This is a genomic window from Streptomyces sp. NRRL F-4489, from assembly GCF_001509485.1.
GTDB lineage: Bacteria > Actinomycetota > Actinomycetes > Streptomycetales > Streptomycetaceae > Streptomyces.
This window is the reverse complement of sequence record NZ_LLZI01000191.1, coordinates 1-24560: the sequence shown is the minus strand read 5'-3', so window position 1 is coordinate 24560 and position 24560 is coordinate 1. Positions and strand designations below refer to the sequence as shown.

Annotated in this window: 21 protein-coding genes and 1 tRNA gene; 9 read left to right on the top strand and 13 right to left on the bottom strand. The window is 74.3% G+C overall.

The genetic code is table 11. From position 1 onward, the window contains the following. Positions 1–146 precede the first annotated feature (146 nt). The 6 genes from efeB to ADL22_RS14985 form a co-directional block, all read right to left on the bottom strand. Positions 147–1478 (bottom strand): iron uptake transporter deferrochelatase/peroxidase subunit, encoded by a 1332-nt coding sequence (gene efeB, locus ADL22_RS15010; RefSeq protein ID WP_066978585.1) that lies wholly within the window; start codon positions 1476–1478, stop codon positions 147–149. Continuing rightward, on the bottom strand, positions 1478–3520 hold the full coding sequence (locus ADL22_RS15005) for a copper resistance protein CopC (protein ID WP_066978581.1): 2043 nt from the start codon (positions 3518–3520) through the stop codon (positions 1478–1480). Before ADL22_RS15005 ends, efeB begins: the two co-directional genes overlap by 1 nt. A gap of 92 nt (positions 3521–3612) precedes the next feature. Continuing rightward, positions 3613–4140 (bottom strand): copper chaperone PCu(A)C, encoded by a 528-nt coding sequence (locus ADL22_RS15000; RefSeq protein ID WP_066978578.1) that lies wholly within the window; start codon positions 4138–4140, stop codon positions 3613–3615. Next, the gene (locus ADL22_RS14995; protein ID WP_066978575.1) at positions 4137–4796 is read right to left on the bottom strand and encodes an SCO family protein; all 660 of its coding nucleotides are present in this window, start codon (positions 4794–4796) and stop codon (positions 4137–4139) included. Before ADL22_RS14995 ends, ADL22_RS15000 begins: the two co-directional genes overlap by 4 nt. Before the next feature lie 211 nt (positions 4797–5007). Further along, on the bottom strand, positions 5008–5781 hold the full coding sequence (locus ADL22_RS14990; protein ID WP_079064140.1) for a YcnI family protein: 774 nt from the start codon (positions 5779–5781) through the stop codon (positions 5008–5010). Positions 5782–6049: 268 nt separating this feature from the next. Further along, positions 6050–6877: a hypothetical protein gene (locus tag ADL22_RS14985; protein ID WP_066978706.1), complete on the bottom strand. Its 828-nt coding sequence runs from the start codon at positions 6875–6877 to the stop codon at positions 6050–6052. A 267-nt stretch (positions 6878–7144) separates the two neighbouring features. Between ADL22_RS14985 and ADL22_RS14980 the strand changes: the two genes are divergently transcribed. From ADL22_RS14980 to ADL22_RS14960, 5 genes are all read left to right on the top strand, one after another. After that, complete coding sequence (locus ADL22_RS14980; RefSeq protein ID WP_066978568.1) at positions 7145–7627, top strand: ATP-binding protein; 483 nt, start codon at positions 7145–7147, stop codon at positions 7625–7627. 670 nt (positions 7628–8297) lie between these two features. Then, positions 8298–9011: a TetR/AcrR family transcriptional regulator gene (locus ADL22_RS14975; protein ID WP_199836305.1), complete on the top strand. Its 714-nt coding sequence runs from the start codon at positions 8298–8300 to the stop codon at positions 9009–9011. Then, a complete protein-coding gene (locus ADL22_RS14970) occupies positions 9004–10665 on the top strand; it encodes an FAD-binding dehydrogenase (protein ID WP_066978565.1) in 1662 nt (553 codons plus the stop codon). The genes ADL22_RS14975 and ADL22_RS14970 overlap by 8 nt, the downstream gene beginning before the upstream one ends. Then, positions 10662–11477: an SDR family NAD(P)-dependent oxidoreductase gene (locus tag ADL22_RS14965; protein ID WP_066978562.1), complete on the top strand. Its 816-nt coding sequence runs from the start codon at positions 10662–10664 to the stop codon at positions 11475–11477. The genes ADL22_RS14970 and ADL22_RS14965 overlap by 4 nt, the downstream gene beginning before the upstream one ends. Positions 11478–11801: 324 nt before the next feature. Continuing rightward, positions 11802–12476, top strand: a complete 675-nt coding sequence (locus ADL22_RS14960; protein WP_066978558.1) for a TetR/AcrR family transcriptional regulator — start codon at positions 11802–11804, stop codon at positions 12474–12476. 40 nt (positions 12477–12516) lie between these two features. Here ADL22_RS14960 and ADL22_RS14955 read toward each other — a convergent pair whose 3' ends face one another. Both ADL22_RS14955 and ADL22_RS14950 read right to left on the bottom strand, forming a co-directional pair. Further along, positions 12517–13986 carry an aminopeptidase P family protein gene (locus ADL22_RS14955; RefSeq protein WP_066978556.1) on the bottom strand — a complete coding sequence of 490 codons (1470 nt, stop codon included), beginning with the start codon at positions 13984–13986 and terminating at the stop codon, positions 12517–12519. 147 nt (positions 13987–14133) lie between these two features. After that, positions 14134–15681: a PP2C family protein-serine/threonine phosphatase gene (locus ADL22_RS14950; protein WP_079064137.1), complete on the bottom strand. Its 1548-nt coding sequence runs from the start codon at positions 15679–15681 to the stop codon at positions 14134–14136. Between the two features lie 755 nt (positions 15682–16436). Here ADL22_RS14950 and ADL22_RS14945 point away from each other — a divergent pair. After that, on the top strand, positions 16437–17153 hold the full coding sequence (locus ADL22_RS14945) for a bifunctional DNA primase/polymerase (RefSeq protein WP_066978548.1): 717 nt from the start codon (positions 16437–16439) through the stop codon (positions 17151–17153). 611 nt (positions 17154–17764) lie between these two features. Here ADL22_RS14945 and ADL22_RS14940 read toward each other — a convergent pair. The 3 genes from ADL22_RS14940 to ADL22_RS14930 form a co-directional block, all read right to left on the bottom strand. After that, the gene (locus ADL22_RS14940; RefSeq protein WP_066978545.1) at positions 17765–18733 is read right to left on the bottom strand and encodes a DUF5926 family protein; all 969 of its coding nucleotides are present in this window, start codon (positions 18731–18733) and stop codon (positions 17765–17767) included. A gap of 196 nt (positions 18734–18929) precedes the next feature. Next, on the bottom strand, positions 18930–19655 hold the full coding sequence (locus tag ADL22_RS33935; RefSeq protein ID WP_079064136.1) for an ATP-binding protein: 726 nt from the start codon (positions 19653–19655) through the stop codon (positions 18930–18932). A gap of 54 nt (positions 19656–19709) precedes the next feature. Continuing rightward, complete coding sequence (locus ADL22_RS14930; protein WP_066978542.1) at positions 19710–20597, bottom strand: glycerophosphodiester phosphodiesterase; 888 nt, start codon at positions 20595–20597, stop codon at positions 19710–19712. Between the two features lie 347 nt (positions 20598–20944). On the opposite strand from ADL22_RS14930, the gene ADL22_RS14925 reads away from it, so the two are divergent. Beyond that, on the top strand, positions 20945–22447 hold the full coding sequence (locus tag ADL22_RS14925; protein WP_066978539.1) for a S1C family serine protease: 1503 nt from the start codon (positions 20945–20947) through the stop codon (positions 22445–22447). A 43-nt stretch (positions 22448–22490) separates the two neighbouring features. After that, positions 22491–22577, top strand: a tRNA-Ser gene (locus ADL22_RS14920). Between the two features lie 75 nt (positions 22578–22652). On the opposite strand, the gene ADL22_RS14915 is transcribed toward ADL22_RS14920, so the two are convergent. Continuing rightward, on the bottom strand, positions 22653–23027 hold the full coding sequence (locus tag ADL22_RS14915; protein ID WP_066978536.1) for a hypothetical protein: 375 nt from the start codon (positions 23025–23027) through the stop codon (positions 22653–22655). A 100-nt stretch (positions 23028–23127) separates the two neighbouring features. After that, the gene (locus tag ADL22_RS14910) at positions 23128–23619 is read right to left on the bottom strand and encodes a MarR family winged helix-turn-helix transcriptional regulator (RefSeq protein ID WP_066978703.1); all 492 of its coding nucleotides are present in this window, start codon (positions 23617–23619) and stop codon (positions 23128–23130) included. A gap of 146 nt (positions 23620–23765) precedes the next feature. Between ADL22_RS14910 and ADL22_RS14905 the strand changes: the two genes are divergently transcribed. Continuing rightward, the coding region (locus tag ADL22_RS14905; RefSeq protein WP_066978700.1) for a DMT family transporter at positions 23766–24560 on the top strand (795 nt) is incomplete at its 3' end.

The following is a 24560-nucleotide window of genomic DNA, read 5'->3' as shown; positions in this document are numbered from 1 at the left end:
GCCTGCGGGAGCATCCCGCCGAATTCCGCCCTGCCCTGCCACGATACCGAGCGGCCCGGCGGCCGGTGGCGCCGTCCACGGGGCGGTACCGGCCCGGGGGACAGGGGCGGTACCGGCCCGGTGGCCGCGGGTCCGTACCGGGCCGGTCAGCCCTCCAGCAGCGGCTGGGCCACGTAGTCCCCGGGCGACGGGGCCGGCGGCACCGCGTACAGGCCGCTGGCCTCGTGGCGCAGGAACGGCGAGAGCGCGTCCCCGCGGTCCAGTTTCCGCTGGATCTGGGTGAAGGCCCGCAGCGGATCGGCCTGCCAGCAGATGAAGAGCAGCCCGGCGTCCGGCGCCCCGTCGTCCCGGTAGCCGTCGTGGTAGGAGAACGGGCGGCGCAGCATCGCCGCGCCCTGGTTGGCCGCCGGGGCGGCGATCCGGGCGTGCGCGTTCGCCGGGATGACCGGGAGGCCGTCGGGTCCGGTGGCGTCCAGCTTCATCGGGGTGTTCTCGGTGCCGCCGGTCAGCGGGGCGCCGGTGTCCTTGCGCCGCCCTATGACCCGCTCCTGCTCGGTGCGGGACCGCTTCTCCCAGTCGTCCAGCAGCATCCGGATCCGGCGCACCACGGCGTACGAACCGCCGCGCATCCACTCCTGCGCCGCCTCCGGGCCGACGAAGATCCGCCGGTCGAAGTCCGGGTCGGACGGTTTGGGGTTGTTGGTGCCGTCGATCTGGCCCATGAGGTTGCGGGCGGTCATCGGGTGCGCGGTGGCGCCCGGGGTGCGGTTGAAGCCGTTCATCTGCCAGCGCAGCCGGGCGGTGTCCGCGGCCTCCTTCTGGAGCGCGCGCAGGGCGTGGAAGGCGACCAGCGCGTCGTCGGCGCCGATCTGGACCCACAGGTCGCCTTCGCTGCGCCGGGGGTCGAGGGCGTCGGCGGAGAAGTCCGGCAGCGGGTCGAGCTGGACCGGGCGGCGGGCGGCCAGCCCGGTCCGGTCGAAGAAGCTGCGGCCCAGGCCGAAGGTGACGGTCAGCGAGGACGGGCCGGCGTCCAGCGCCACCGCCGTGTCGGCGTCCGGGGCCCGCCCGGCCATCAGCTCCTCGGCCGTACGAGACCAGCGGCGCAGCAGGGCGGCGGCCTCCTTGCGGCCGGCGCCGGGCGCCAGGTCGAACGCGACGAGGTGGCCGCGGGCCTGGAGCGGGGTGGTGATGCCCGCCTGGTGCTTGGCGCCCTTCGTCCGGAACGCGACCTCGGTCGCGCCGATCGCGGTCAGCGGCTCGGGGGCGTCGCCCCGGGCGGCGGTGGCGCCGAGCACGCCGCCGGCCCCGCCGAGCACCAGCCCGGCGGCCCCGGCCCCGCCGACCGTCCCCAGGAGGCGGCGGCGGGAGACCTCCAGGAGGGGCGCGGGGGCGTCCCCCGGGGGGCGGCCGTTCTCCGTGCCGCCCCTGGGGCCGGGGACGGTCTCCTTGCTGGTGTCCTGGTCCTTCTGCTTGCTCATCAGTTGATTGTCACGTTCCTGGTCTCGGTCACCTGGTCGAAGTCGGAGGTGCGCACCATCAGGGAGAGCTGCCACCGCCCCGGTACCGGGAGCTGGACGCCGCTCGCGCTCCAGTGGCCGGCGCCGGTGTGCCGGAGGACGACCGGCAGCGGGCCCAGCTTCTTCGCGGCGAGGGTGAAGCTCACCTTCACCTCGGGTACGTCGCGGGCCTTGCCCGAGGGGTCGGCGATCCGCAGCCGCAGCTCGTTGCCGCCGCCGCTGTGCCCGGGGTCGAGGTCCAGGCGGGCGGTGCCCTGGCCGCCCTGGCCGCCGGTGTCGAACGGGACGGTGAGCACCCGCGGCTGGTTGGCGTCGGGGGACTGCCCGGCCGACGCGGCCCGGACGGCCTCCTCGGTGCGGGCCGGTTCGGTGGTGGTCAGGGCGGTGGTCACCGCGAGCAGCACCACCGCGATCGACGCCTCGGCCAGCACGGACCGGCGCAGCCCCCGCCGCACCGGGTCGGCGTCCCGGACCCGCTTCTTCCGCGCGGTGGCCAACGCGGCCTGCTGGCGGGCGAGTTGGGCGGCGCGGAGGGGGTCGGGGGCGGGGGTGTCCGGGGCGGGGGGTGCGGCCTCCGGGGGCGGGGTCGGCTCCGCTGCCGGGGCCGGTTCCGCTGTCGCGGCAGTGGCCGGCTCGGTGGCTGTGGCCGGCACCGCCGTACGGACGCTCGCCGGGTCCGCCTCCGGCTCGGCCGCGTCCGCCTCCGCCGTACCCATGGGCACCGCCCCGGCATCCGCCAGCCGCCCCGTCCACCGCCGGGACAGCCCCGCGACGGCCACCAGGACCACCACCAGGCCCACCTTGACCAGCAGCAGCCGCCCGTAGGCGGTGCCGGTCAGGGCACTCCAGGAGCCGACCTGCCGCCAGGACTGGTACGTACCGGTGGCCACCAGGACGAGGACCGAACCGAAGGCCATCCGGGAGAAGCGCCGCACCGCGGCCCGTTCGACCCGCGGGCCCCAGTAGAGGGACACCAGCAGCGCCGCGAGCCCGCCCAGCCACGCGGCGACCGCGAGCAGGTGCAGCACGTCGACCGGCATGGCCAGGGCCGGCTGGAGCCCGGTCGAGGCGTGTTCGGCCATCGCCCAGGTCGCGGCGAGCCCGGCGGCCACCAGCGTGCCGCCGATCCCCAGTCCGAGCCCGAGATCCCGGCGCCGCTTGGCGTCCTCCCCGGCCCCCTCGGCGTCGGCCCGTCCGGCCTCCTCCGGCCCGTGCGCCAGGGCGTACGTCCCGAAGAGCACCGCCACGAACAGCGCCGCCGCGGCGAGCAGCAGCAGCCGGGAGACCAGCGCGGCGCCCGGTTTGGTCAGCAGCGCCTGCTGGAGCCCGCCGAGGTCGAAGACGTCGGCGAGCTTCCCCGATCCGGTGTACGGGGCGCGCAGCAGCAGCATCGCCACCGTGGCGCCGGTGAGCACCGCCCACCCCCGGACCACCAGCCGCTGCACCGACCGCACCCGGGAGGCGGCCGGCCGGCAGACCAGGACGAACGCCGCCCCGCCCACCAGCAGGGCGTAGCCGGCGTACGCCAGATAGCGGGCGACCTGGTAGAGCGCGCCCACCGGGCCACCGCCCGCCTCCTGTTGGGGCAGCGGCGCGGTGGTCTTGGACGGCGCCCCGATGGAGAAGGTGAACGCGCCGGACACCGGATGGCTGTCCGCCGAGATGGCCTGCCAGGCGACGGTGTACGTCCCGTTGGGCAGCCCGGGCGGCAGCCCCGCCCCGTACTTGACGACGCTGCCGCTGCACAGGTTGCGCAGCTTGCCGCGGTCCACCCGTTTGCCGTGCGGGTCCAGGACGCGCAGGGAGTCGTCGCCCATCGCCACGCCCTCGGAGAAGGTGAGCGCCACCTGCTCGGGCGCGTGCGCCAGCACCGCGCCCTGCACGGGGTCGCTGCCGGTCAGCGCGGCGTGCGCGGCGGCCGGCGCGGCGCCCGCGGCCAGCGCGCCGAAGAGCACCGCCGCGACGACCAGCAGCCGCAGCGGCCGGAAGCCGGTGAGGGCCATGGTGTTCGCTCCCCTTCCCGTCGGCATGAGGGTTTCCGTCTCCTTCAGGGGACCGCGGGCGGTCCGTCCACGTGGTGCGCGGGCGCGGCCCGTTAGTGCGCGGCCGGCCGGTAGTCGGCGGGCTTCACCGGCACCTCGACCTTGACGGGCGCGGCGGTGGCGAAGTGCAGCTCGACGGTGACCGTCTGGCCGGCGGCCGGCTTGCGCGACAGGTCCATGAACATCAGGTGGTTGCCGCCGGCGCTCAGCTTCAGCTCCCCGTTGGCGGGCACCGGCAGGGAGTCGACCTGCTCCATCTTGTTGCCGGTGGTCTTGTGCAGGGTGATGTCCTTGGACAGGTCGCTGGTCACCGAGGTCAGCTTGTCGGCCGCGGACCCGGTGTTCTTGACGGTGAAGTACGCGCCGGCCATCTGCTGGGTGATCGGCTGCGGCATGTACGCGCCGCTGACGGCGAGCTGCGGCTTGCCGTCCTTGGCGTCCTTGCCGTCCTTGGCGTTCCCGGAGGCGCTGCCGCCGCAGCCGGCCAGCGTCAGGGCGGCGGCGAGACCGAGGCCGGCGGCCAGGGCGGTGCGGCGGGTGGCCGGGGCGAAGGGGGCGCGGGGGGTGGTGCGGCGGTTCACGGGTTCTGTCCCTTGATGATCTTCGGAAGTGCGGAGGTGTAGTTGTCGGAGGTGGCTTCCTGCATGCCCATCCAGTGGATCTTGTCGTCCTTGGGGGAGCTGAGCAGGACCTGCGCGCCGTGGGTGGAGACCACGTCGCCGTTCTTCTTCTTGACCGGCGCCTCGATGCCGATGTTCACGCTGCGCGCGGCCTGCTGGATGGTCTTGAACGGACCGGTGAGCCCCACGAAGTCCTGGTCGACACCGCCGAGCCACTTCTTGAGCTGGGCCGGGGTGTCGCGCTCCGGGTCGGAGGTCACGAAGACCACCCGCAGGTCGTTCTGCTCGGCCTTGGGCAGCTGCTTCACCGCCACCGCGATGTTCGCCATCGTGGTCGGGCAGACGTCCGGGCAGTTGGTGTAGCCGAAGTAGATCAGGGTCGGGTGGCCCTTGGTCTTCTCCAGCAGGTCGTAGGGCTTGCCGTCGGAGTCGGTCAGGCTCAGGTCCGGCTTCTCCATCGGGTTGTCGAGGGTGACGATCGGCTTGGCCGCCGTCCCCCCGGAGACCACGGCGGCGGGCTGGTCGGCGTCGTCGCCGCCGCTGCCGCAGGCGGTGAGGGTGAGGCCGAGCGCGGCGGCCGCCCCCAGGGCGGACACCAGCAGTTTTCTTCTACGCATGGCAGTAGGCATGACGGATATGTCCCGTTGTTTCATGGCGCGTTTCATGGCGCGGGGCCGGTTCATGTGCGGGCGTATCAGGTGTATCGGGTCGTAAGGGCCGGGTTCCGGCCGGGGCGGGGCCGCAGCGGTCCGGGGCCGTAGTGGCCCTGGGTCCGGCCCGCCGGTGCGCGGGGCCGGGCCTGCGCACCGGCGGACGACGGGCGCCCGGTCAGGCGTTGCGCCGCCGCCCGGCGAGCACGCCGAACGCGACGCCGATCACGCCGACGACGATCCCGCCGATGGCCAGCACCCGCGCCGTGGTGTCACTGGCGGGTGCCGCGGCGGCGGTGCTGCCGTCCTTGGCGCCGTTCTTGCCGTCGCCGGCCCCCTTGGCGCCGCCGTCCTGCGCGTCGGCCGCGGTCAGCTTGAGCACCGGCGCCGGGTTCTCCGGCTCCGGCCCGCCCGGCTTGGCCGGCTCGATCCAGCGCACGACCTCCTTGTTGGAGTACGTCTGGAGGGCCTTGAAGACCAGCTGGTCGGTGTCGCTGGGCAGCTGGCCGACGGAGAGCGGGAACTGCTGGAACTGCCCCGGCGCGATGCCGTCGCCGTCCGCGGTCCAGGTGACCGTCGAGGGCGCCTCGGTGATCTTCTCGCCCTCCATCTCGATCGGCTTGGCGAGCTTGGACTTGGTGACCTCGACCTTCCAGCCGGGCACCGGCTGCGGCATGACGGACGCCAGCGGGTGGTCGGCCGGCAGCGACACCTCGACCTTCACCGTCGAGGCGTTGTCGCGCTCGTTGGGCACCTTGATGTCGACGGTCGCGAACCCGCCCTTGGGCGCGGTGCCCGGCTGCACGGTCACATGCGCGAACGCCGGACCGGCCAGCAGCAGCACACTGCCGGCCGCGATCCCGCCGACGACGGGCAGCCGCCGCGCCAACCGACGCGCGCCGGACGGCGCCGACGAAGCAGACGAAGGGGGCTTAACAGACTTACGAACCATGAGGAAACACTCCACGAGAAGAGGCCCCCGCACACTCACCACCAAGGACTCCCTGGACCCCAGGCCCCTACGGAGCACACACGCCCCTGGACACCACCAGGGCCGGCCCCGGATTCCCTCGGCAAGCAAGCACGGAGAACAAACGGCAACAGGCTGAACGCGAACGCTGAACGCTGAACGCACACGGGCCGACCCGCCCCGGCGCGCACCGCCGCCCGCGCCGCCGCCTCCCCTCCCGTATCCGGGCGGGAACGTGCCGCGCGTGGCGTCAGGCCGCGAGGGCGAGGGCCGGCCGGCCGTACGCCGGCGGGCCGCGCCGGATGACGCTGTGGTGGAGCGCCGGTTCGCGCGGCGCGGTCTCGTCCCCGTAGGCGGCAGGGGCGCGCCGCCCCTCCTCCTGGGCCGCGCCCAGACCGGCCAGCAGCGCCCGGAGCAGCGTCAGCGACCGTCGCACCGCGCCGACCCGCGCCCGCGCCGCGAGCTCGCCCGCCGCCGGCGCGGACAGCCGCACCAGCCGCCACAGCGCGGCCTCACCGCGCCGCAGCAGCCAGCCCAGGCCCAGCGCGGCGAGCAGATGCCCGAGCAGCATGGGCAGCGACGGCGCCAGGCAGTGCGCCATCATCGGCATGCCGCCCGGGTGCCCGCCGGCGCCGGTCAGCCCGGCGTCCATGGCGAGGTCCGCCCCGCCGGGCCCCAGCAGCTGCCGGGCCGTCCCGGCGTCCATCCGTACGCCGCCCAGCCCGCAGGTCAGGTGCCGGGCCAGCGCGACCGCCGCCTGGTCGGAGAGCCCGGCGGGCCGCGCCGGCAGCACCGGCATCGGGTGCTGGCCCATGGCGAACAGCGCGTGCAGCGCCAGCTGGCCGACCGCCAGGCCGGCCGCGATCCCCGGGAGCGAGCGTTCCCGTCCGGCCAGCGGGGCCGCCACCGCGAACACCGCGACCGCGGCCAGGCCCAGCGTCCACAGCCGTACCGCGGCGAACGAGGCGGCCATGTGCCCGGCGGCGGACAGCGTGACGCAGACCGCGGTGAACACCGCGGCCCGGAGCAGCCGCAGATCGGCGGCCGCGCGCGCTGTGGGGACGGAGGGGGCAGTCATGGCGGCCGCCATCATCCCACTGCCCCCCTTGGCCGCCTACGGCAGGGTTTCACCGGCTCCGCGCGCACCGGGGGACGGGGCGTCCGCCAGGGCGTCCGGGGTCCCGCGCCGGGCGCGCGGCGGCGCGCACCCGGCACCTCGCCTACACCTGTGCGCTCACTTTCCGCATCCGCCGAATGAGCGGTATCACGTCCCGGAGACGCTTACGGACCGTGCGGCCCGGCAATACGTATCGATATGTCGAGCCGTGGCCAGGAGGCAGGAGCGATGAGCATCTGGTGGTCCCTCCATCTGCGGCGTGAGGCCGCGAGTGTGCCGCTCGCCCGGCGCCTGCTGCTCGGCGCGATGGAGACCGCCGGCGTCGATCCCGAGATCTGCTACGACCTCTCGGTCGCCCTCTCCGAAGCCTGCGCCAACGCCGTCGAGCACGGCGGCGACACCTCCGAGGACTACCGCGTCACCGCCTACATCGACGGCGACACCTGCCGCATCGAGGTCACCGACTCCGGCCCCGGCTTCCACCCCGCCGCCCCTCCCCATCCCGCCCCGGACCGCGCCCCCGCGCCGGCCCCCGTACCCGCCCCCGCGCAGGCCCCCGGATACGCCGAGGACGGCCGGGGGCTTTTTCTGATCGAGGCCCTCACCGACCACGTCCAGTACCGCAACCGCCCCGGCCGCCACGGCGCCGTCGTCAGCTTCGACAAAATCCTCAAATGGCGCGAGGACGCGGCCCTGCCGATGGCGTCGTGACCGGGTGGATCCGGGAAACCATCGGCCTTGACCTGCCAAAACGTGCTGCGGTGGGATAGGTGAGCGGCGCGCCGGGGCGAACGCCGCTTCCCTCGCCCGTCGCGTACGGGACTCGCTGCATCTGAACGGAGGCGGGTGGCTGTTTCCAGCCACCCGCCTCCCTCACTTCCTCCGGCGGCTATCGACCCTTGGCGCAGGTGCGCGTCCAGTCGATCAACTTCTGCAAGACCTCGATCACGACCCTTTGCCTTCGTACCGGCATGAAGGGCCAGCAAACCCACGCCGGCGCCGACAGCAAGACGAACAGCAGCAGGGGCAGGAGCGAGAGTGCAGGGAGGAAGATCCTCAACACACCAGGAGTGGGCACGACGTGTCCTTTACTCGAAGGAATCGAAGTGCGACACCGCGGCCCACCCCTTAACCAACTACCTTTGCCGCGGCATCAGCCTGGCGTTCCCACCAGATGACCACGGCGAACTCGACGATTTGACAAGCCCGTTGCAGGCGCACGGCAGGTGACGAGCGGTCTGTGCAGGCGATCCATCGGATCCGCCCTCCCCCCGCCCCGTCCGCACCCTTGTTGATACAAGAACGCATCGGATACGTTCGTGTATCGGTGAGGCCGCCCGGGTATCGGGCATCGGGTGTCGCCTGAGGCCGGGAGGTCCGTGTGGGTGGTGGGGCGAAGCGGGTGACGGCGCGGCGGGGGCGGACGCGGCGGCGGTTGCTGGATGCGGCGCTGGAGGTGTTCGCCGAGACCGGGTTCGGGCGGACGACCGTGGAGCAGGTCTGCGAGCGGGCGGGGTACACCCGGGGCGCGTTCTACTCGAATTTCGTCTCGCTCGATGAGCTCTTCCTGGCCATGTGGGAGGAGCGTTCGGCGCGGCTGCTGGACGATCTGCGGGCGGCGCTGGCGCGGGTGCCGGCCGCCTCGCCGCGGGAGGCGGTGCAGGCCGCGCTGGCGGCGGTCCCGGTGGATGACGCGTGGTACCGGATCACCGCGGAGTTCACCGCGCACGCGCTGCGGAATCCGTCGCTCCGCCATGTCGTGGCCGCCCGCGAGCAGGCCGTTCAGGACACCGTGCTGCCGGTCGTGGTGGCCGCGCTGGAACGAGCCGGGCGGACCGTTCCGGACCCGGCCGCGCTGGGGCAGGCGCTGGTCGCCGTGCACGACGGTACGGCCGTGCAGGTCCTGCTGGAGCCGGCCTCAACGGAGGTGCGGCGGCGCCGGGCGGAGCTGTTCGCGCGGGTGTTGGATGCGTACAGCACACCAGCGGCCGCAGACGCGGAGCCGTGCACCGCACAAGGCCCGTCCGCCTGCGCCGACCCGTTCACCGACGCCCCACCCTTCACCCCCACCCCCGAAGGAGCTCCCCATGAGTGACGATGCCGATGTGATCGTCGTCGGGGCCGGGCTGGCCGGCCTGGTCGCGACGTATGAACTGACGCGTGCCGGGCGGCGGGTGATCGTCGTCGACCAGGAGAGCGCGGCCAACCTGGGCGGGCAGGCGTTCTGGTCGCTGGGCGGGTTGTTCCTGGTGGACAGCCCGGAGCAGCGGCGGGCCGGCATCCGGGACTCGGCCGAGCTGGCGCTGTCCGACTGGCTGGATTCGGCCGGTTTCGACCGCGAACGGGAGGACCACTGGCCGCGCCAGTGGGCGCGCGCCTACGTGGACTTCGCCGCCGGTGAGAAGCGCGGCTACCTCCACGGGCTCGGGCTGCGGCTCACCCCGACCGTCGGCTGGGCCGAGCGCGGCGCGGGCCTGGCGGGCGGGCACGGCAACTCCGTCCCGCGCTTCCACCTGACGTGGGGGACCGGCCCCGAGGTGGTGCGGATCTTCGCCGAGCCGGTACGGGCCGCGGCCGCGCGCGGGCTGGTGGAGTTCCGGCACCGGCACCGGGTCGACGAACTGATCGTCGCGGACGGCGCGGTGACCGGCGTGCGCGGCCGCACGCTGGCGCCCTCGGACCTGCCGCGCGGGGTGGCCTCGTCCCGGGAGAGCGAGGGCGAGTTCGAACTCCGGGCGCAGGCCGTGGTGGTGACCTCCGGCGGTATCGGCGGCAACCACGAGCTGGTGCGCAAGAACTGGCCCGCGGAGCGGCTCGGACCGGCCCCCTCCTCGATGATCACCGGGGTGCCCGCCTACGTGGACGGGCGGATGCTGGAGATCACCGAACGCGCCGGCGCCTCCCTGGTCAACCGCGACCGGATGTGGCACTACACCGAGGGCATCAAGAACTGGGACCCCGTCTGGCCGGACCACGCCATCCGGATCATCCCCGGCCCGTCGTCGCTGTGGCTGGACGCCACCGGGCGCCGGCTGCCCGCACCGCTCTTCCCCGGGCACGACACCCTGGGCACCCTGCGCCACATCGCGCACACCGGTCACGACCACACCTGGTTCATCCTGACCCGCTCCATCGTGGAGAAGGAGTTCGCGCTCTCCGGGTCCGAGCAGAATCCGGACATCACGGGGAAGGACCTCAAACTCGCGCTGTCGCGGGTGAAGAAGGGCGCGCCCGGCCCGGTCCAGGCGTTCCTCGACCGCGGCGAGGACTTCGTCGTCCGCCGCACCCTGCGCGAGCTGGTCGCCGGGATGAACGCCCTGGAACCGTCCCTTCCGCTGGATTACGCGCAGGTCGAGCGGGAGGTGCTGGCCCGGGACCGCGCGGTGGCCCACCCGTATTCCAAGGACCTCCAGCTGATGGCGATCCGCAACGCCCGGCAGTACTGGCCGGACAAACTGACCCGGGTCGCCCGGCCGCACCGGCTGCTCGACCCGGCGCACGGTCCGCTGATCGCGGTCCGGCTGCACGTGCTGACCCGTAAGACGCTCGGCGGGCTGGAGACCACCCTGGACTCGCAGGTGGTGCGGCCGGACGGCACGGTCTTCGACGGGCTGTACGCGGCCGGCGAGGCGGCCGGCTTCGGCGGCGGCGGGGTGCACGGCTACAACGCGCTGGAGGGGACGTTCCTGGGCGGCTGCATCTTCTCCGGCCGCGCGGCGGGGCGGGCGCTGGCCCGGGACCTGGCGTGACGCCCGCCCCGGTCCCCGCCACCCCCGCCGCCCTGGTCACCGGCGCCTCCTCCGGTATCGGGGCCGCCGTGGCCGCGGCGCTGGTGGCCCGCGGCTATCGGGTCCTCGGCACCAGCCGCGACCCGGTGGCGGTCGCCGACCCGGTGCCCGGCGTGCGCTACCTCCCGCTCGACCTCGCCGACGAGGCCGCCATCGAGGCGTGCGCGGCCGCCGCCGGCCCGGTGGACGTGCTGGTCAACAACGCCGGCGAGAGCCAGAGCGGCCCGTTCGAGGAGCTGCCGATGGCGGCCGTCCGCCGCCTGTTCCAGCTGAACGTCTTCGGTGCCGTGCGCCTGACCCAGCTGCTGCTGCCCGGGATGCGGGAGCGCGGTTACGGCCGGGTGGTGATGATCGGGTCCATGCTGGCGAGCTTCCCGCTCGCGTACCGCTCCTCGTACGTGGCCTCCAAGGCCGCGCTGAAGGGCTTCGCGGACGCCGCCCGGCGGGAGGTCGCGCCGTACGGGGTGGCGCTCAGCACCGTCGAGCCGGGGTCGATCGCCACCGGGATCAGCGCCCGCCGCACCCACTACCTGGCCGAGGGGTCGCCGTTCGCCCCCGGTTACCGGACGATGGCGGCCGCCCTGGACGCCAACGAGGCGCGCGGCATCCCGCCGGAGAAGGTCGCCGCCACGGTCCTGCGGGCGGTCGCGGCCGCCCGGCCCCGGGCGCACTACGCGGTCGGCAGCAACGCCCCCGCGGTCTTCCTGCTGCGGCGGCTGCTGCCCGGTGCGGCGGTGGAGCGGATGGTGGCCCGGAAGCACGGGCTGCGCTGACGGTCCGCGCTGGCGGTCTGCGCAGACGGCCGGTGCTGACGGCCCGCACTGAGCGGAGCGGGGCCGGATCCGGGACGACCCGGACATCACAGAGGGTGGCTGGAGTTGGCTGGAAATCGCCCTTTTCGCTGCGAAGAAGTGGTGGCCAGCGCGGTCTCGGGGTGGGAGGACCTCCCCCGCGGCGTCCCCTTCACCAGCGAGACCAGCGCGGCACCACAATTAACGCGAAGTTGCTCGCGTTAATCTGTCCTGGACAATACTTGGCCGGAACCTGCACTGCAATCCGCGCTGCGATACGCAGCCGACCCCCGCGACGGAGCCGCCGTGACGACCGTGCACCAGGCCCCCGGACAGACCCGGCCCGGAGGACGGACCGCCCGCACCCGCCGCGCCGTACTGGCCGCCGTCTCCGAGGAGTTGGGGGAACACGGCTTCGCCGCCCTCACCATGGAACGGGTCGCCCAGCGCTCCGGCGTCCACCTGGCGACGCTCTACCGGCGCTGGCGCAGCGTGGACAAGCTGGTCTGCGCGCTGCTGACGGACATGAGCAACGACGTGCCGCTGCCGGACACCGGCACGCTCCCCGGCGACCTGCGCGCCCTGGCCCGCGCGATAGCGCGGTTCTACGGGGACGCCCGGACCCGCGGCCTGATCGAGGCGGTGGTGGCCGCCGCGGCCCGCGACCCCCAGGCGGCCACCGCGCTGCGGGACTTCTTCGACGAGCGGCTGGACCTGGCCGGCGCGATGGTCCGGCGCGCCGTCGCCCGCGGCGAACTCCCCGCCGACACCGACCCCAAGGCGGTGATGGCCGCGCTCGGCGCGCCCTTCTACTACCGCATCCTGATCGCCCGCCGCCCGGTGGAGCCCGGCCTCGCCGACTCCGCCGCCACCGCCGTCTGGGCCGCGGCCCGCGCGGGCGCGTACGCGTACGCCACCGAAGCGCCCGCCCCCGGCCGCCGCCCCCACAACAGCAACGGCGCGCCGGACCAGGAGGACTGACCCCCCGTCCGGCGCGCCGCCGCCGTCCGCGTGCGCGGGCCTACTTGGCGAGCAGCCCCGCCATCCACGCCTCGACCTCGTCCGACCGGCGCGGCAGCGCGGCCGACAGATTGCGGCAGCCGTCCTCCGTCACGAGGATGTCGTCCTCGATCCGGACGCCGATGCCGCGGTACTCCTCCGGCACCGTCAGATCGTCCGCCTGGAAGTACAGGCCGGGCTCGACGGTGAGCACCATGCCGGGCTCCAGCGTGCCGTTGACGTACGTCTCGGTGCGGGCCGCGGCGCAGTCGTGGACGTCCAGGCCGAGCATGTGGCCGGTGCCGTGCAGGGTCCAGCGGCGCTGGAGGCCCAGCTCCAGGACGCGCTCCACGGGGCCCTCGACCAGGCCCCACTCCACCAGCTTCTCGGTGAGCACCCGCTGGGCGGCGTCGTGGAAGTCGCGGTACGCGGCGCCCGGCTTCACCGCCGCGATACCGGCCTCCTGGGCCTCGTACACCGCGTCGTAGATCTTCCGCTGGAGGTCGGTGTACCGGCCGTTGATCGGCAGGGTGCGGGTGACGTCGGCGGTGTAGAGGGTGGTGGTCTCCACGCCGGCGTCCAGCAGCAGCAGCTCGCCGGAGCGGACCGCGCCGTCGTTGCGGACCCAGTGCAGGGTGGTGGCGTGCGGGCCGGCGGCGCAGATCGAGCCGTAGCCGACGTCGTTGCCCTCGACCCGGGCGCGCAGGAAGAACGTGCCCTCGATGTAGCGCTCGCTGGTCGCCTCGGCCTTGTCCAGGACCTTGACGACGTCCTCGAAGCCGCGGACGGTCGAGTCGACGGCCTTCTGCAGCTCGCCGATCTCGAAGTCGTCCTTCACCAGCCGGGCCTCGGAGAGGTAGACCCGCAGCTCTTCATCGCGCTCGCCGGTGACCTTGTCGTGCAGGGCCTCCTCGATCGCGCTGTCGTGGCCGCGCACGACCCGCACCGGGCCGGTGGCCTCCTTGAGCTTGCCGGGCAGCTCGCGGACGTCCTGGCAGGCCAGGCCGAGCAGCGCCGCGGCCTCGTCCAGGCTGTGCCGGCGGCCGACCCACAGCTCGCCCATGCCGTTCAGCCAGAACTCGCCGTTCTCGCGGTCCGAGCGCGGGAGGCGGTAGAGCGTCGCGTCGTGCCCCTCCGCGCCGTCCGCGCGCGGCTCCAGGACGAGGACGCTGCCGTCGGTCTGGTCACCGGTGAGGTAGACGTACTCGGTCGCGGCCCGGAAGGGGTACTCGGTGTCGTTGGACCGGGTCTTCAGGACGCCCGCGGGGATCACCAGGCGCTCGCCGGGGAAGCGCGCGGAGAGCGCGGCGCGGCGGCGGGCGGCGTGCGGCGCCTGCTCGACGGGCGCCAGGCCGCGCAGCTCGGTGTCCGCCCAGCCGCTCTTCATGTTCTCGGCGAGCTCGTCCGATACGCCCGGGTACAGGCCGTTCTTGCGCTGCTTGATCGGCTGCTCTTCCTCTTCCGGGGTCTCCGGAGTGAGCTCGTCGGTCACCGTGCCTCCTTTTAAGGCTTTTCTGACTGAACCGGGTTCCATCGTAAGTGCGTACGGAAAACGGTCCAGGGGCCGGAAGCCGCGGGCGTGCGGGCGGCGCGGCCAAGAAACCTCCGCGCCGCCCGGCCCACCCGCTGTGACCTGCGGTTACTCCTCGAAGTAGGCGGCCAGTAGCACGACGTCCTCCTCGGCGGAGGGGTCATCGAGGCCCTGCGGCAGCAGCGTCCGCACGATGTGGTCCACCACCGCCTCCGGGTCGCGCCGGCTCGCCCGGGGGACGCCGGCCGCCGCGGTGTGCAGCCGGGCGAAGGCCCGGTCCATCGGCTCACCGGTGCGGTGCAGCAGCCCGTCGCTGTACAGCAGGACGGTTTCGCCAGGCGCCGGTTCGATCTCCACGCTGGGCGCCTCCCAGCAGGCCAGCATGCCCAGCGGCGCGGAGAGCGAGGTCTCCACGTACTCCGCCCGCAGATCGCCCAGGACCAGCGGCGGGCAGTGCCCGGCCCCGGCCAGCACCATCTTGCGCGGCGCCGGCCCGCCCGGCCCGCCCGGCAGCGGCGCCGCGGGCGGGCCGCCCGGCGCGCCCGGCGGCGGCTCGGTGAAGGCGAACAGCGCGGTCGCGCTGCGGGCCGGCTCGGTCAGCCGCATCAGCAGCTCCAGATCGGAGAGGACCGCGACCGGATCCTCGCCCTCCATCACGGCGTAGGCCCGCAGCGATGCCCGCAGCCGCCCCATCGCGGCCACCGCGCTCGGCCCGGAGCCGGTGACCGACCCCACGGCCAGGCCCAGCGCCCCGTCCGGCAGCGGCAGCGCGTCGTACCAGTCGCCGCCGCCGCGCGGCCCGGTGGCGTGCCGCACCGCGAGCCGGACGCCGGGGATGCGCGGCAGCCGGCGCGGCAGCAGCTCCTCCCGCAGGGTGCGGGCGGTCTGCCGGCTGCGGTGGAGTTCGAGGAGTCCGGCGAGGTGCTCGGCGGCGTGCGCGCGGTAGAGGCCGACGAGGTGGCGCCGGCGGTCGGCGGGCTCGGCCGGCTCGTCGTAGAGCCAGACCGCGGCGCCGATCCGGCCGGCCGGCCCGGCGGTGAGCGGTACGGCGTAGCTGGCGGCGTAGCCGAGCCGGGCGGCGACCTCGCGCAGCCGCGGGTCGAGGTCCTTCTCCCCGGGGATGTCGGGCTCGGCGATCTCGGTACGGGCCTCGGCCGCGGCGTCGTCGCCCGCGCCGGGCTCGGGGAGGCCGTCCAGTATCCGCGCGTACGACAGGGCGCGGCGCGGCACGGTCTCGATGTGGCCGATCTCGGCGTGGCCCAGGCCCAGTCCGACGGTGGTCTCGGGGCCGAGGCCGTCCTGCGGGGCGAGGACGACCAGGCCGCGGCGGGCGCCGACGAGGAAGGCGCCGGCCCGCAGCAGTTCGCGCAGCGCGTCGTCCAAGGTGCGGGTGCGGGCGAGCTGTTCGGTGAGGTCGTGCAGGGTGCTCAGATCGGAGATCCAGCCGGCCAGCCGGTCCTGTACGGCGGCGAGGCGGTCGACGGGGGAGAGATCGGCGGCGGTGCCCGGCGCGGTGGGGCCGGTGCCGTCCTGGGGAGCGCCGGCGGTGGATGGGCCGTCAGCGGAGGTGCCGGCGGCGGGGCCGGCGGAAGCGGGCGTCACACGAGGGTCGTTAGTGTGCGCGGGAGCGGGAAGAGCTGGTTCGATTCCAGCCACTTTCGGTACGTGCGGGGCGCTCATGGCCGACAACCCACGTCGCGCCCGGCAAAACCCCAGGTCAGGCCGCGATGTGGCAGGGAGTGCGGCGTTGAGTCGAGTGAGGTGGTGCGGCACTGCGGGCCGCTCACGTTCCTCAATAGCATCGCAAACCCCCATGTCATGCTGCTCCGCTATCAACGTCTCCACATGTACACGCACCGGTGATGTGATGTCCAGCACTGTCCCCGTGGGGTTTGTGGTGTCAACGAGGTCTGTAGATTGGCCTGAAAACAGCCCCCCAAGCGTCAATTTGAGGTCTCCTGGCGGCGATCAGCAGCGCGTCATATCCACCGTGGCGGGTACGTACTCGGAGAGGTGCCAGGGCAGTTGGGGCCGCACCGGAACTCTCCGGCGGGCACCGGCGTCCTATACGGCGACCACCGCGACGCACTCCCGAGTGGCGGGACGGCACCACCAGCGCAAGCGCCATGCGCGCGCCACCCTCCGCCACGTTCCACGCCCGGTGTACGGCGTGATGCGCTGCCTCGTACACGCGGTGACCGGGTCACCACGTGTGGTGATCGAGCGCGCACGACCTCCGGGCCGCACCACCAGGCCGGCCGGCCACCGACGCACGACCGGGCCACGCACCACTCCGCCCGGCCCGGAGCAGCACAACGGCAGTTGCGAACGGCACGCACCAGCGGTGGCTCCTCACCGGCACGCGGTGCGAAAGGACCAGCCCTCGGCGTAACGGAAAGGAACGAGCGCTCATGCGCGAGATCCTCGGAAGGCGACGCAAGCCCCTGTTCCGGCGCGGCGGGAGGTCGGCGCTGCTCGGTGCGGCGCTCCACTGCGCCACCGAGTGGCAGTGGCCGGTCCTCCCCGGCGTCGGACTGCGGCCCGCCGGGCGGCAGCCGGCCGGCGGCCGGCTCGGCCTCGGCCTCGGCGAACGGGCGCCGCGCCGCTGCAACTGCCCCGACCCCGACTGCGTGGTGCCCGGGGCGCACCCCTTCGACCCCGGTCTGCTCGCGGCCACCACGGACGCCCGGATGGTGCGCTGGTGGTGGGCGAACCGCCCGGACGCGCCGGTGGTGCTGGCGACCGGCGGCCGCGCGCCGTGCGCGGTGAGCCTGCCGGCCGTCGCCGCGTCCCGCGCGCTGACCGCGCTGGACCACTTCGGCGTCCGCACCGGCCCGGTGATCGCCGGCCCGACCCGCTGGTCGCTGCTGGTGGCGCCGTACGGGCTCCCGGAGTTGGGCGAACTGCTCAGCGAGCAGGACTGGGTGCCCAGTTCGCTGCGGTTCCACAGTGAGGGCGGCTATCTGGTGCTGCCGCCGTCGCCGACCGGCGCCGGCAAGGTCCGCTGGGAGCGCCCGCCGGCCGCCGGACCGGCCGCGCCCTGGCTGCCGAAGGTGGCCACCATCGTGGACGCGCTGGTCCGGGCCAGCACGGCGACACCGGACGGCGGGAGCCGGCTCGCGTACTGAGCCGGTGGTCCGAGCTGTCGTTCCGGGGCTCGGGTGCGGCCGGCCGCGGCCGGCCGAGGGGTCGGCCGCACCTCGCCGCGCCCGGCCGCGGCTGGCCGGAAAACGCACCTCGCCGGTTCACTCGTACGGGGGTGTGCGCCCCCGGGGCCCGCGGGCGCCCGGCCGTTCCGGCACGCGGTGCCACGGCTGGGGCGGGGTTCGCCGCCCGATCCCGCCCGTCTGCCGCGCTGCGGCCGTACGGGGCGCGTGGCGGCGCGGGGAAGGCCGCCGGGCGGCCCGCCGCGCGCTGCTCGGGGTACGGCGGTGCTCCGGCGCGCAAAGGGGCCAAGGGGAAGCGGTGCGGCGGGAGTTGGGGGCCGTACGGGCCCGGCCGCGGCGACGGCGGCGGGGCGGCGCCGGGCGGGGCCAGCGAAGGCGCGCCCGGACATGGAAGCGCCCGGTCGCTGGCGACGGGGGATGCACCAGCGACCGGGCTTTTAGAACCGTAACAAGAGATCGGCGGTTCGCAAATTCGATCGTGGATTTCCGGACGTGGTTTTACCCGCAAGTACCTGAGGGGTCCGGATCCGCTGTGACAGGTGTCACGCCCACGAACGAGGCTGTCGCCGCCGTCAGCTCAGCGTCACCTGACGGTTGGTGAGGCCGCCGCGGGCCCGGCGCTCCTCGGCGGTCAGCGGCGCGTCCTCGGCCAGCGCCTTGGCCAGCCGCTCGCCGAACGCGGCGGCCGGGCCCGCGACATCGTCGGCGCGCATCGAGGACGGCAGGTCCCACACCGGAACGACCAGCCCGTGCGCCCGGAACGACCCGACCAGGCGGGTGCCCTCGCCCAGCCCGGCGGTGCCCGCGGCGGACAGCCGGGCGAGCGCGTCGAGCAGCTGCTCCTCGGGGTGCGGGGTGACCCAGCGCAGGTGGTTCTTCTCGGGCGCCTCGCACCAGTACGCGCCCTCCAGGCCCGGAATGCGGGCGGTCGGGATGGCCGCGGCGTTGGCCCGCTCCAGGGAGGCGGCGACCTCGCCGGTGGCGTTCTCGGCGTTCTCCACCCAGAACTCGAAGCCGGTGTGGACGGTCGGCTCAAAAGGCGCGCTCAGGTCCAGCACGTCCTGGAGCCGGGGGCCGTCGGCGGGGGCCCGCCCGGCGGCGACCGGATGGCCCGGTTCGGTGGTCAGGGCGCGCCGGAGGGTGTCGGCGAGGTCGCGGCTGAGGTCGCCGGAGGAGGTGTCGTTCTGGAGGCCGATCAGCACCGCGCCGTTGTCCCGGCGCAGCGCGGGCCAGGCCATCGGCAGCACGGTCGCCAGCGTGACGGACGGGACGCCGTCGGGCAGGCCGCCCTTGAGCGTCAGCGGGGCGGTGGCGGCGGGCACCAGCTCGCGCAGCGCGACCCAGTCGCATTCGCCGGGCAGGCCCTCGAAGGGGCGCCGCACCAGCTCGATGGCGGCCTGCGCCGCCTGCCGGCCGTGGCACGCCTTGTACCGGCGGCCGGAACCGCACGGGCACGGCTCGCGGGCGCCGACGACCGGCACCTCACCGTCCTTGATCTGTACTGCTGCGGCCCGGGGCTGGGGACGGCGCTTCTTGGCCATGGCGGCGGGGTCTCCTGGTCGATCCTGGGGGCGGACACGTACCGCGCGAGCCTAAAGGAGACCGGGGCCCGCGAGGCCGCCGACAACGCCGTAACGGGCGCCGCAGGCAACGGCGTAGGGGCGGCGCGTAGCCACCGGGGCGGGCGTACGCCTGCGGGGGCCGGGCAGGCCCGGCGTCACACCCGATGACCCGGCCCTACGGCACCTCGTCCAACTCCGCCAGCGCCAGGCGCCCGGACGTGCTCCGGCTGCGGCCGGGACCGCCGCGCGGGCGGCGCCCCGGGGTGGCGCGCGGAGTCGTGCGCAGGGACGGCGGCAGCCCGGCGGCCAGGTCCGTGACCAGGTCGGCCGTGAGATCTGCGGCGAGGTCCACGCGCGTAGCGAACGCGCCTTGAAGGGAGAGTGCGGCCCAGACCGTCACCTCGCCGGGCGCGCTGTCGCGCACGCCCCAGTCCTTGGCGAGCGAGCGGATGATCGCCAGACCGCGGCCGCCGCGGGCGGTGACCGAGGGCGTCGAGGGGACCGGGCGGGTCGGCCCGCCGCCGTCCGTCACCGCGACGATCAGCCGGCCCTGCCCGTCGATGCGCCAGGCCGCCCGCACCGACGCGTCGGGGGCGCCCGGCAGGCCGTCGCCGTAGATCGGACGCGCGTGGCGGCAGGCATTGCTCAGCAGTTCCGAGAGGATCAGGACCGCGTCATCGACGACGGTGTCCTGAACTCCCCTTGTCAGCAGCTCTTCCCGCATGCGCCGCCTGGCCATGCCCACTGCCGCCGGACCATGGGGTACGGCCATGATCGACGACGTCGGCACCTCTTGTGCCACCACCAACGCCACCCCCGAGACCTCCTTTGCCCCACGCCACGGGATGGATGCCCCAATGGACTGGACCGGAAACCGGCCAATCGGCACGCAGTGACGCACTCGACACCGATGCGTACGGGTCGAATGCGCCGGGGTACGCCCTGTGAGGTCCCGTTAGTCGACGCCGAGTTGGCTTCGTACCTGTTTGGGGCGGTTCGTAATGATGGCGTCCACGCCCAGCTCGCGGCACAGTTCCACGTCCGCCGGGTCGTTGACCGTCCAGACGTGGACCTGGTGGCCCGCCCGGTGCGCCCTGGCGACGTACTCCGGGTGCGCGCGCAGGATCCGCACCCCGGGGCCGGCGATCCGCACCCCGGGCGGCAGCCGGCCGTCCCGGTGGCGGGGGGTGAGGAACTGCATCAGATAGACGCCCGGGATGTCCGGCGCGGCGGCCCGGACGCGGTGCAGCGAACGGGCCGAGAAGCTCATCACGCGGACCGCCGGGGGCCCGTGGCGCTCGGCCGGCCGGGTGTGGCCGAAGCGGGCGAGGAGTTCGACCAGGCGCTGTTCCACCTGTCCGGCCCAGCGGGTGGGGTGCTTGGTCTCGATGGCCAGCTCGACCCGGCGGTCCGCGTCCGCGACCAGCTCCAGCAGCCGCTCCAGGGTGAGCACGGAGGTCCGCTCGGTGTTCTCCTGCTGGCGGTCCGGCTCCTCGCCCGCGTCCACCGCCCGGCCGGTGGTCCGCGCCAGGTCGGCGAGCACGCCGCGGTCGGCCAGCGACTCCTTCCAGGACCCGAAGTCCAGCTCGGCGAGGTCGGCCAGCTCCAGCGCGGAGACCGCGCCGCGCCCGTTGGAGGTGCGGTTGATCCGCCGGTCGTGGACGCAGACCAGGTGTCCGTCCGCGGTCATCCGGACGTCGCACTCCAGGGCGTCGGCGCCGTCCTCGATCGCCTTGCGGTAGGCGGCCAGGGTGTGCTCGGGGGCGTCGTCGGAGGCGCCGCGGTGCGCCACGACGGCGGGTCGGTGCGGACGGCCTTCCTGGGCGGGGCGTGGGAAGCTCACCGCGTCATCGTGCCATCCGGCGGCCCCGCCCCGCCGGGGAAATCCGGGCCCCGGCCGCCTCTGCGCGCCGCGCTGCGGGCCGTATGTCACAGCTTCGGCTTACGGTGCTCTGACAGGCCATGCGGAAAGCTGGTGAAGGCTGTGCGGTGATCGTCCCCAGGGGCCCGGGTGGCGTACCGGCCGGTGGCGGCCGCCCGCGGAAGGACGTACCCCCGGCCGTGCCGGGACTCGCCCGGAGCGGCGGCATCGCGGATGCTGGAGTACCGCGGGATCCCGGATGCTGGAATACCGGGAGACCGGTCTCCGGGCCGGCACCGCCGCGACGCGAGCTGACTGAGGAGAGAGCTGTGAGCACCGAGAACGAGGGACCCGGCGTTCCGTCGGAGGCCGAGCCGCCGACCGGACCGCAGCCGGACCGCGCCCCCGCGCCCGCCTCCGGCGACCGTACTCAGCCCACCCCGCCCGCCGCGCCCCCGCCGCCGGACTACGCGCCCCGGGCCGGCGAGCCGGACCCCGCCCGCCCCGCGCCCCCGGCCGGCCACGACCACACCCAGCAGCTGCCCCCGGCCCCGTCCGGTCCGCACGGCCCCGGCCCGCAGGGCCAGCTCCCGCCGTCCCCGCCGCCCGGCCCGTATGCCGCGGCGGGCCACGGCCCGTCCGGCGGCTGGGGCGCGCCTCCGGCCGGCGGCGACCCCTGGGCCGTGCCCGGCCAGCCCCCGGCCCGGCCGAAGCGCGGCGGCGGCCTGATCGCCGCGGTGCTGGTCGCCGCGCTGGTCGCGGGCGGCGTCGGCGGCGGGATCGGCTACTGGGCCGCCGGCCGCAGCGACAACGCCTCCACCACGGTCTCCGCCCCCGGCGACCCCGGCGCGCTCAACCGCAAGCCCACCTCGGTCTCCGGGATAGCGCAGCGGGCGCTGCCCAGCGTCGTGACGATCGAGGCGCAGGGCGCGAGCGGCGACGGCGGCACGGGCACCGGCTTCGTCTACGACACCCAGGGCCACATCCTCACCAACAACCACGTGGTCGCCAGCGCCGCCGACGGCGGCCGGCTCACCGCGACGTTCTCCAACGGCAAGAAGTACGACGCCGAGGTCATCGGCCACGCCCAGGGCTACGACGTCGCCGTCATCAAGCTGAAGAACGCCGCGGGCGCCAAGCTCACCCCGCTCCCGCTCGGCAAGTCCGCCAACGTCCAGGTCGGCGACGCCACCATCGCGATCGGCGCGCCGTTCGGCCTGTCCGGCACGGTCACCACCGGCATCATCAGCGCCAAGGACCGCCCGGTGGCCTCCAGCGACGGCGGCGGCGCCAGCGCCTCGTACATGAGCGCGCTCCAGACGGACGCGTCGATAAACCCGGGCAACTCCGGCGGCCCGCTGCTGGACGCCGGCGGCAACGTCATCGGCATCAACTCCGCCATCCAGTCGGCCGGCAACGGCGGCGGGCTGGGCGGCGACTCCGGCCAGGCCGGCAGCATCGGCCTGGGCTTCGCGATCCCGATCGACCAGGCGAAGCGGGTGGCGCAGGACCTGATCAAGACCGGTCAGCCGATCTATCCGCAGATAGGGGTCCAGGTCGGCATGCGGGAGTCCGGCGACGGCGCGACGATCGCCCAGACCGGCAACAACGGCTCCGACGCGGTCACCCCCGGCGGCCCGGCCGACAAGGCGGGCCTGAAGCCCGGCGACACGATCACCAAGCTCGACGACACGGTCATCGACAGCGGCCCGACCCTGATCAGCGAGATCTGGCAGCACAAGCCCGGCGACCGGGTCACCCTCACCTTCAAGCGCGGCGGCAAGGAGCACACCACCCAGGTCACCCTGGGACAGCGCACGGGCGACAAGTGACGCGCTAGTCTGATCCCCGCGACACCGCACACCGGTGCCGCGGGGAGGCTTGCCCGAGCGGCCTAAGGGATCAGTCTTGAAAACTGACGTGGCGGCAACGCCACCGTGGGTTCAAATCCCACAGCCTCCGCGTACTGAAGGCCCCTGACCGGGAGATTCCGGGCGGGGGCCTTTGTGATGCGCGGGGGCGGCCAAGGGGGTGCGGTCACTCGCCCAGGGCCTGGCGTTCCGCGGCTTCGTCGTCCTGGTCGTGGAGGTGCTTGAGGGCGGAGCGGGCGGCCGGGGGGTCGTCGCAGGAGGACCAGAAGGCGTGGGTGACGACGCGTTCGCTGAGTTCGAGCTGGCGGGCGCGGAGGGCGGCCACCTCGGACTGCTCCTCGTCGGTCCAGCCGGGGGACTCGGGGCGCTCGGTCTCGTAGAAGTGACCGTTCTCCTTGGTGTGGGTCCAGCCGGGCTGCGGCTCGACCGACCAGGGGAGGCGCTTGTAGAGGTCCGCGAGGGCGGACCGGACCTGGTGCAGCTCCAGCTGTGCTTCCCGCAGGTCCTGGGGGAAGTCGTAGGTCTTCTGCTTGTCAGCCACAGCCGAAGGATACCGCTCACCCGTTCGATTCTGGCGGGGTGGTGTGCGTGGTGTGGGTGGTTTCACCCGGTTGGGGGAGGGGTGGGTGGGGTTGGTGGGGTCAGGGGGTGGAGTGCGGGGGTTCGACGCGGGAGAGCCAGGTGGTGAGGAGGGATTCCAGTTGGGTGGCCTCCTGGGGGGTGAGGGTGTCGAGGAGGGTGCGTTCGTTGCGCATGTGGTCGGTGAAGGCGCGGTCGATGAGGTCGCGTCCGGCGTCGGTGAGGGCGACGACCCGGCCGCGCCCGTCGGTGGCCGAGCGGCGGCGGGTGACCAGCCCGTCGCGTTCGAGCCGGTCGATCCGCTTGGTCATGGCGCCGGTGGTGACCATGGTGTGCGCGGCCAGTTCGCCGGGCGCCCGCTCGTACGGCGCGCCGGCCCGGCGCAGCGCGGCCAGGACGTCGAACTCGCCCTCGCTCAGGCCGTAGCGGCGGTACACGACGCAGAGGCGGTCGGTCAGCAGCGCGCCGAGGCGGTGCAGGCGGCCGATGACGGCCTGCGGGGTGACGTCGAGGTCCGGGCGCTCGCGGGCCCAGGCGGCTTGGATGCGGGAGATGTGGTCGGGGGGTGTTCCGGCGGGGGCCTCTGGTGGGGCTTCTCGTGCGGCCGACGCGTCCGGTGGGTCTGGTGGGCCTGGCGGGGGCGGTGGGTTCTTGGGCATGGGGGGAGCTTATGGCTTCCTGGGAAGGTAGTTTGGCTTCCATGGAAGGTAATGGGCGGTGGGTGCTGGTGACGGCCGTCGCGCCGGTGGCGTGGGGGACGAACTACTTCGTGACGCATGAGTTCCTGCCGGACGGCCATCCGCTCTACGGGGCGGCGATCCGGGCGCTGCCCGCCGGGGCGCTGCTGCTGGCGGTGTGCCGGAAGCTGCCGCGCGGGGTGTGGTGGTGGCGTTCGGTGGTCCTCGGCGTGCTCAACATGGGCGGGTTCTTCGCGCTGGTCTATGTGGCGGCGCAGCGGCTGCCGACGAGTCTGGCCTCGGTGGTGATGGCGCTGTCGCCGCTGGTCATGGCGGTGTTCGCGTGGGGGCTGGTGGGTGAGCGGCCGCGGGTGGCGCATCTGGCCGGGGCGGCGGTGGGGGCCGCCGGGGTCGGGCTGATGCTGCTGTCGGCGTCGGTCGCGGTGGACGGGCTCGGGGTGCTGGCGTCCGCGGGCGCGATGGGGATGTCCTCGCTCGGCTATGTGCTGGCCAAGCGGTGGAGCGGCGGGGCCGGGCGGCCGGGCGGCGTGGACGTACTCTCGGCCACCGCCTGGCAGTTGACGGCGGGCGGGCTGCTGCTGGTGCCGTGCGCGGTGGTGGTGGAGGGCGCGCCGCCGGTGCTGGACGGGCGGGCGGTGCTGGGCTTCGGGTACGTGACGGTGGTGGCGACGGCGGTGGCGTTCGCCGCCTGGTTCGCGGGGCTGCGGCGGCTGCCGGCGGCGACGGTGGGGCTGGTCGGGCTGCTCAATCCGGTGACCGGGGTGGTGCTGGGCATGGCGCTGTCCGGGGAGGCGCTC

Excerpts from the sequence above, each read along its gene's own strand:
- efeB (WP_066978585.1), bottom strand. The coding sequence starts at position 1,478 with ATGAGCAAGCAGAAGGACCAGGACACCAGCAAGGAGACCGTCCCCGGC.
- ADL22_RS15005 (WP_066978581.1), bottom strand. The coding sequence starts at position 3,520 with ATGGCCCTCACCGGCTTCCGGCCGCTGCGGCTGCTGGTCGTCGCGGCG.
- ADL22_RS14995 (WP_066978575.1), bottom strand. The coding sequence starts at position 4,796 with ATGCGTAGAAGAAAACTGCTGGTGTCCGCCCTGGGGGCGGCCGCCGCG.
- ADL22_RS14990 (WP_079064140.1), bottom strand. The coding sequence starts at position 5,781 with ATGGTTCGTAAGTCTGTTAAGCCCCCTTCGTCTGCTTCGTCGGCGCCG.
- ADL22_RS14985 (WP_066978706.1), bottom strand. The coding sequence starts at position 6,877 with ATGACTGCCCCCTCCGTCCCCACAGCGCGCGCGGCCGCCGATCTGCGG.
- ADL22_RS14980 (WP_066978568.1), top strand. The coding sequence starts at position 7,145 with ATGAGCATCTGGTGGTCCCTCCATCTGCGGCGTGAGGCCGCGAGTGTG.
- ADL22_RS14970 (WP_066978565.1), top strand. The coding sequence starts at position 9,004 with ATGAGTGACGATGCCGATGTGATCGTCGTCGGGGCCGGGCTGGCCGGC.
- ADL22_RS14945 (WP_066978548.1), top strand. The coding sequence starts at position 16,437 with ATGCGCGAGATCCTCGGAAGGCGACGCAAGCCCCTGTTCCGGCGCGGC.
- ADL22_RS14940 (WP_066978545.1), bottom strand. The coding sequence starts at position 18,733 with ATGGCCAAGAAGCGCCGTCCCCAGCCCCGGGCCGCAGCAGTACAGATC.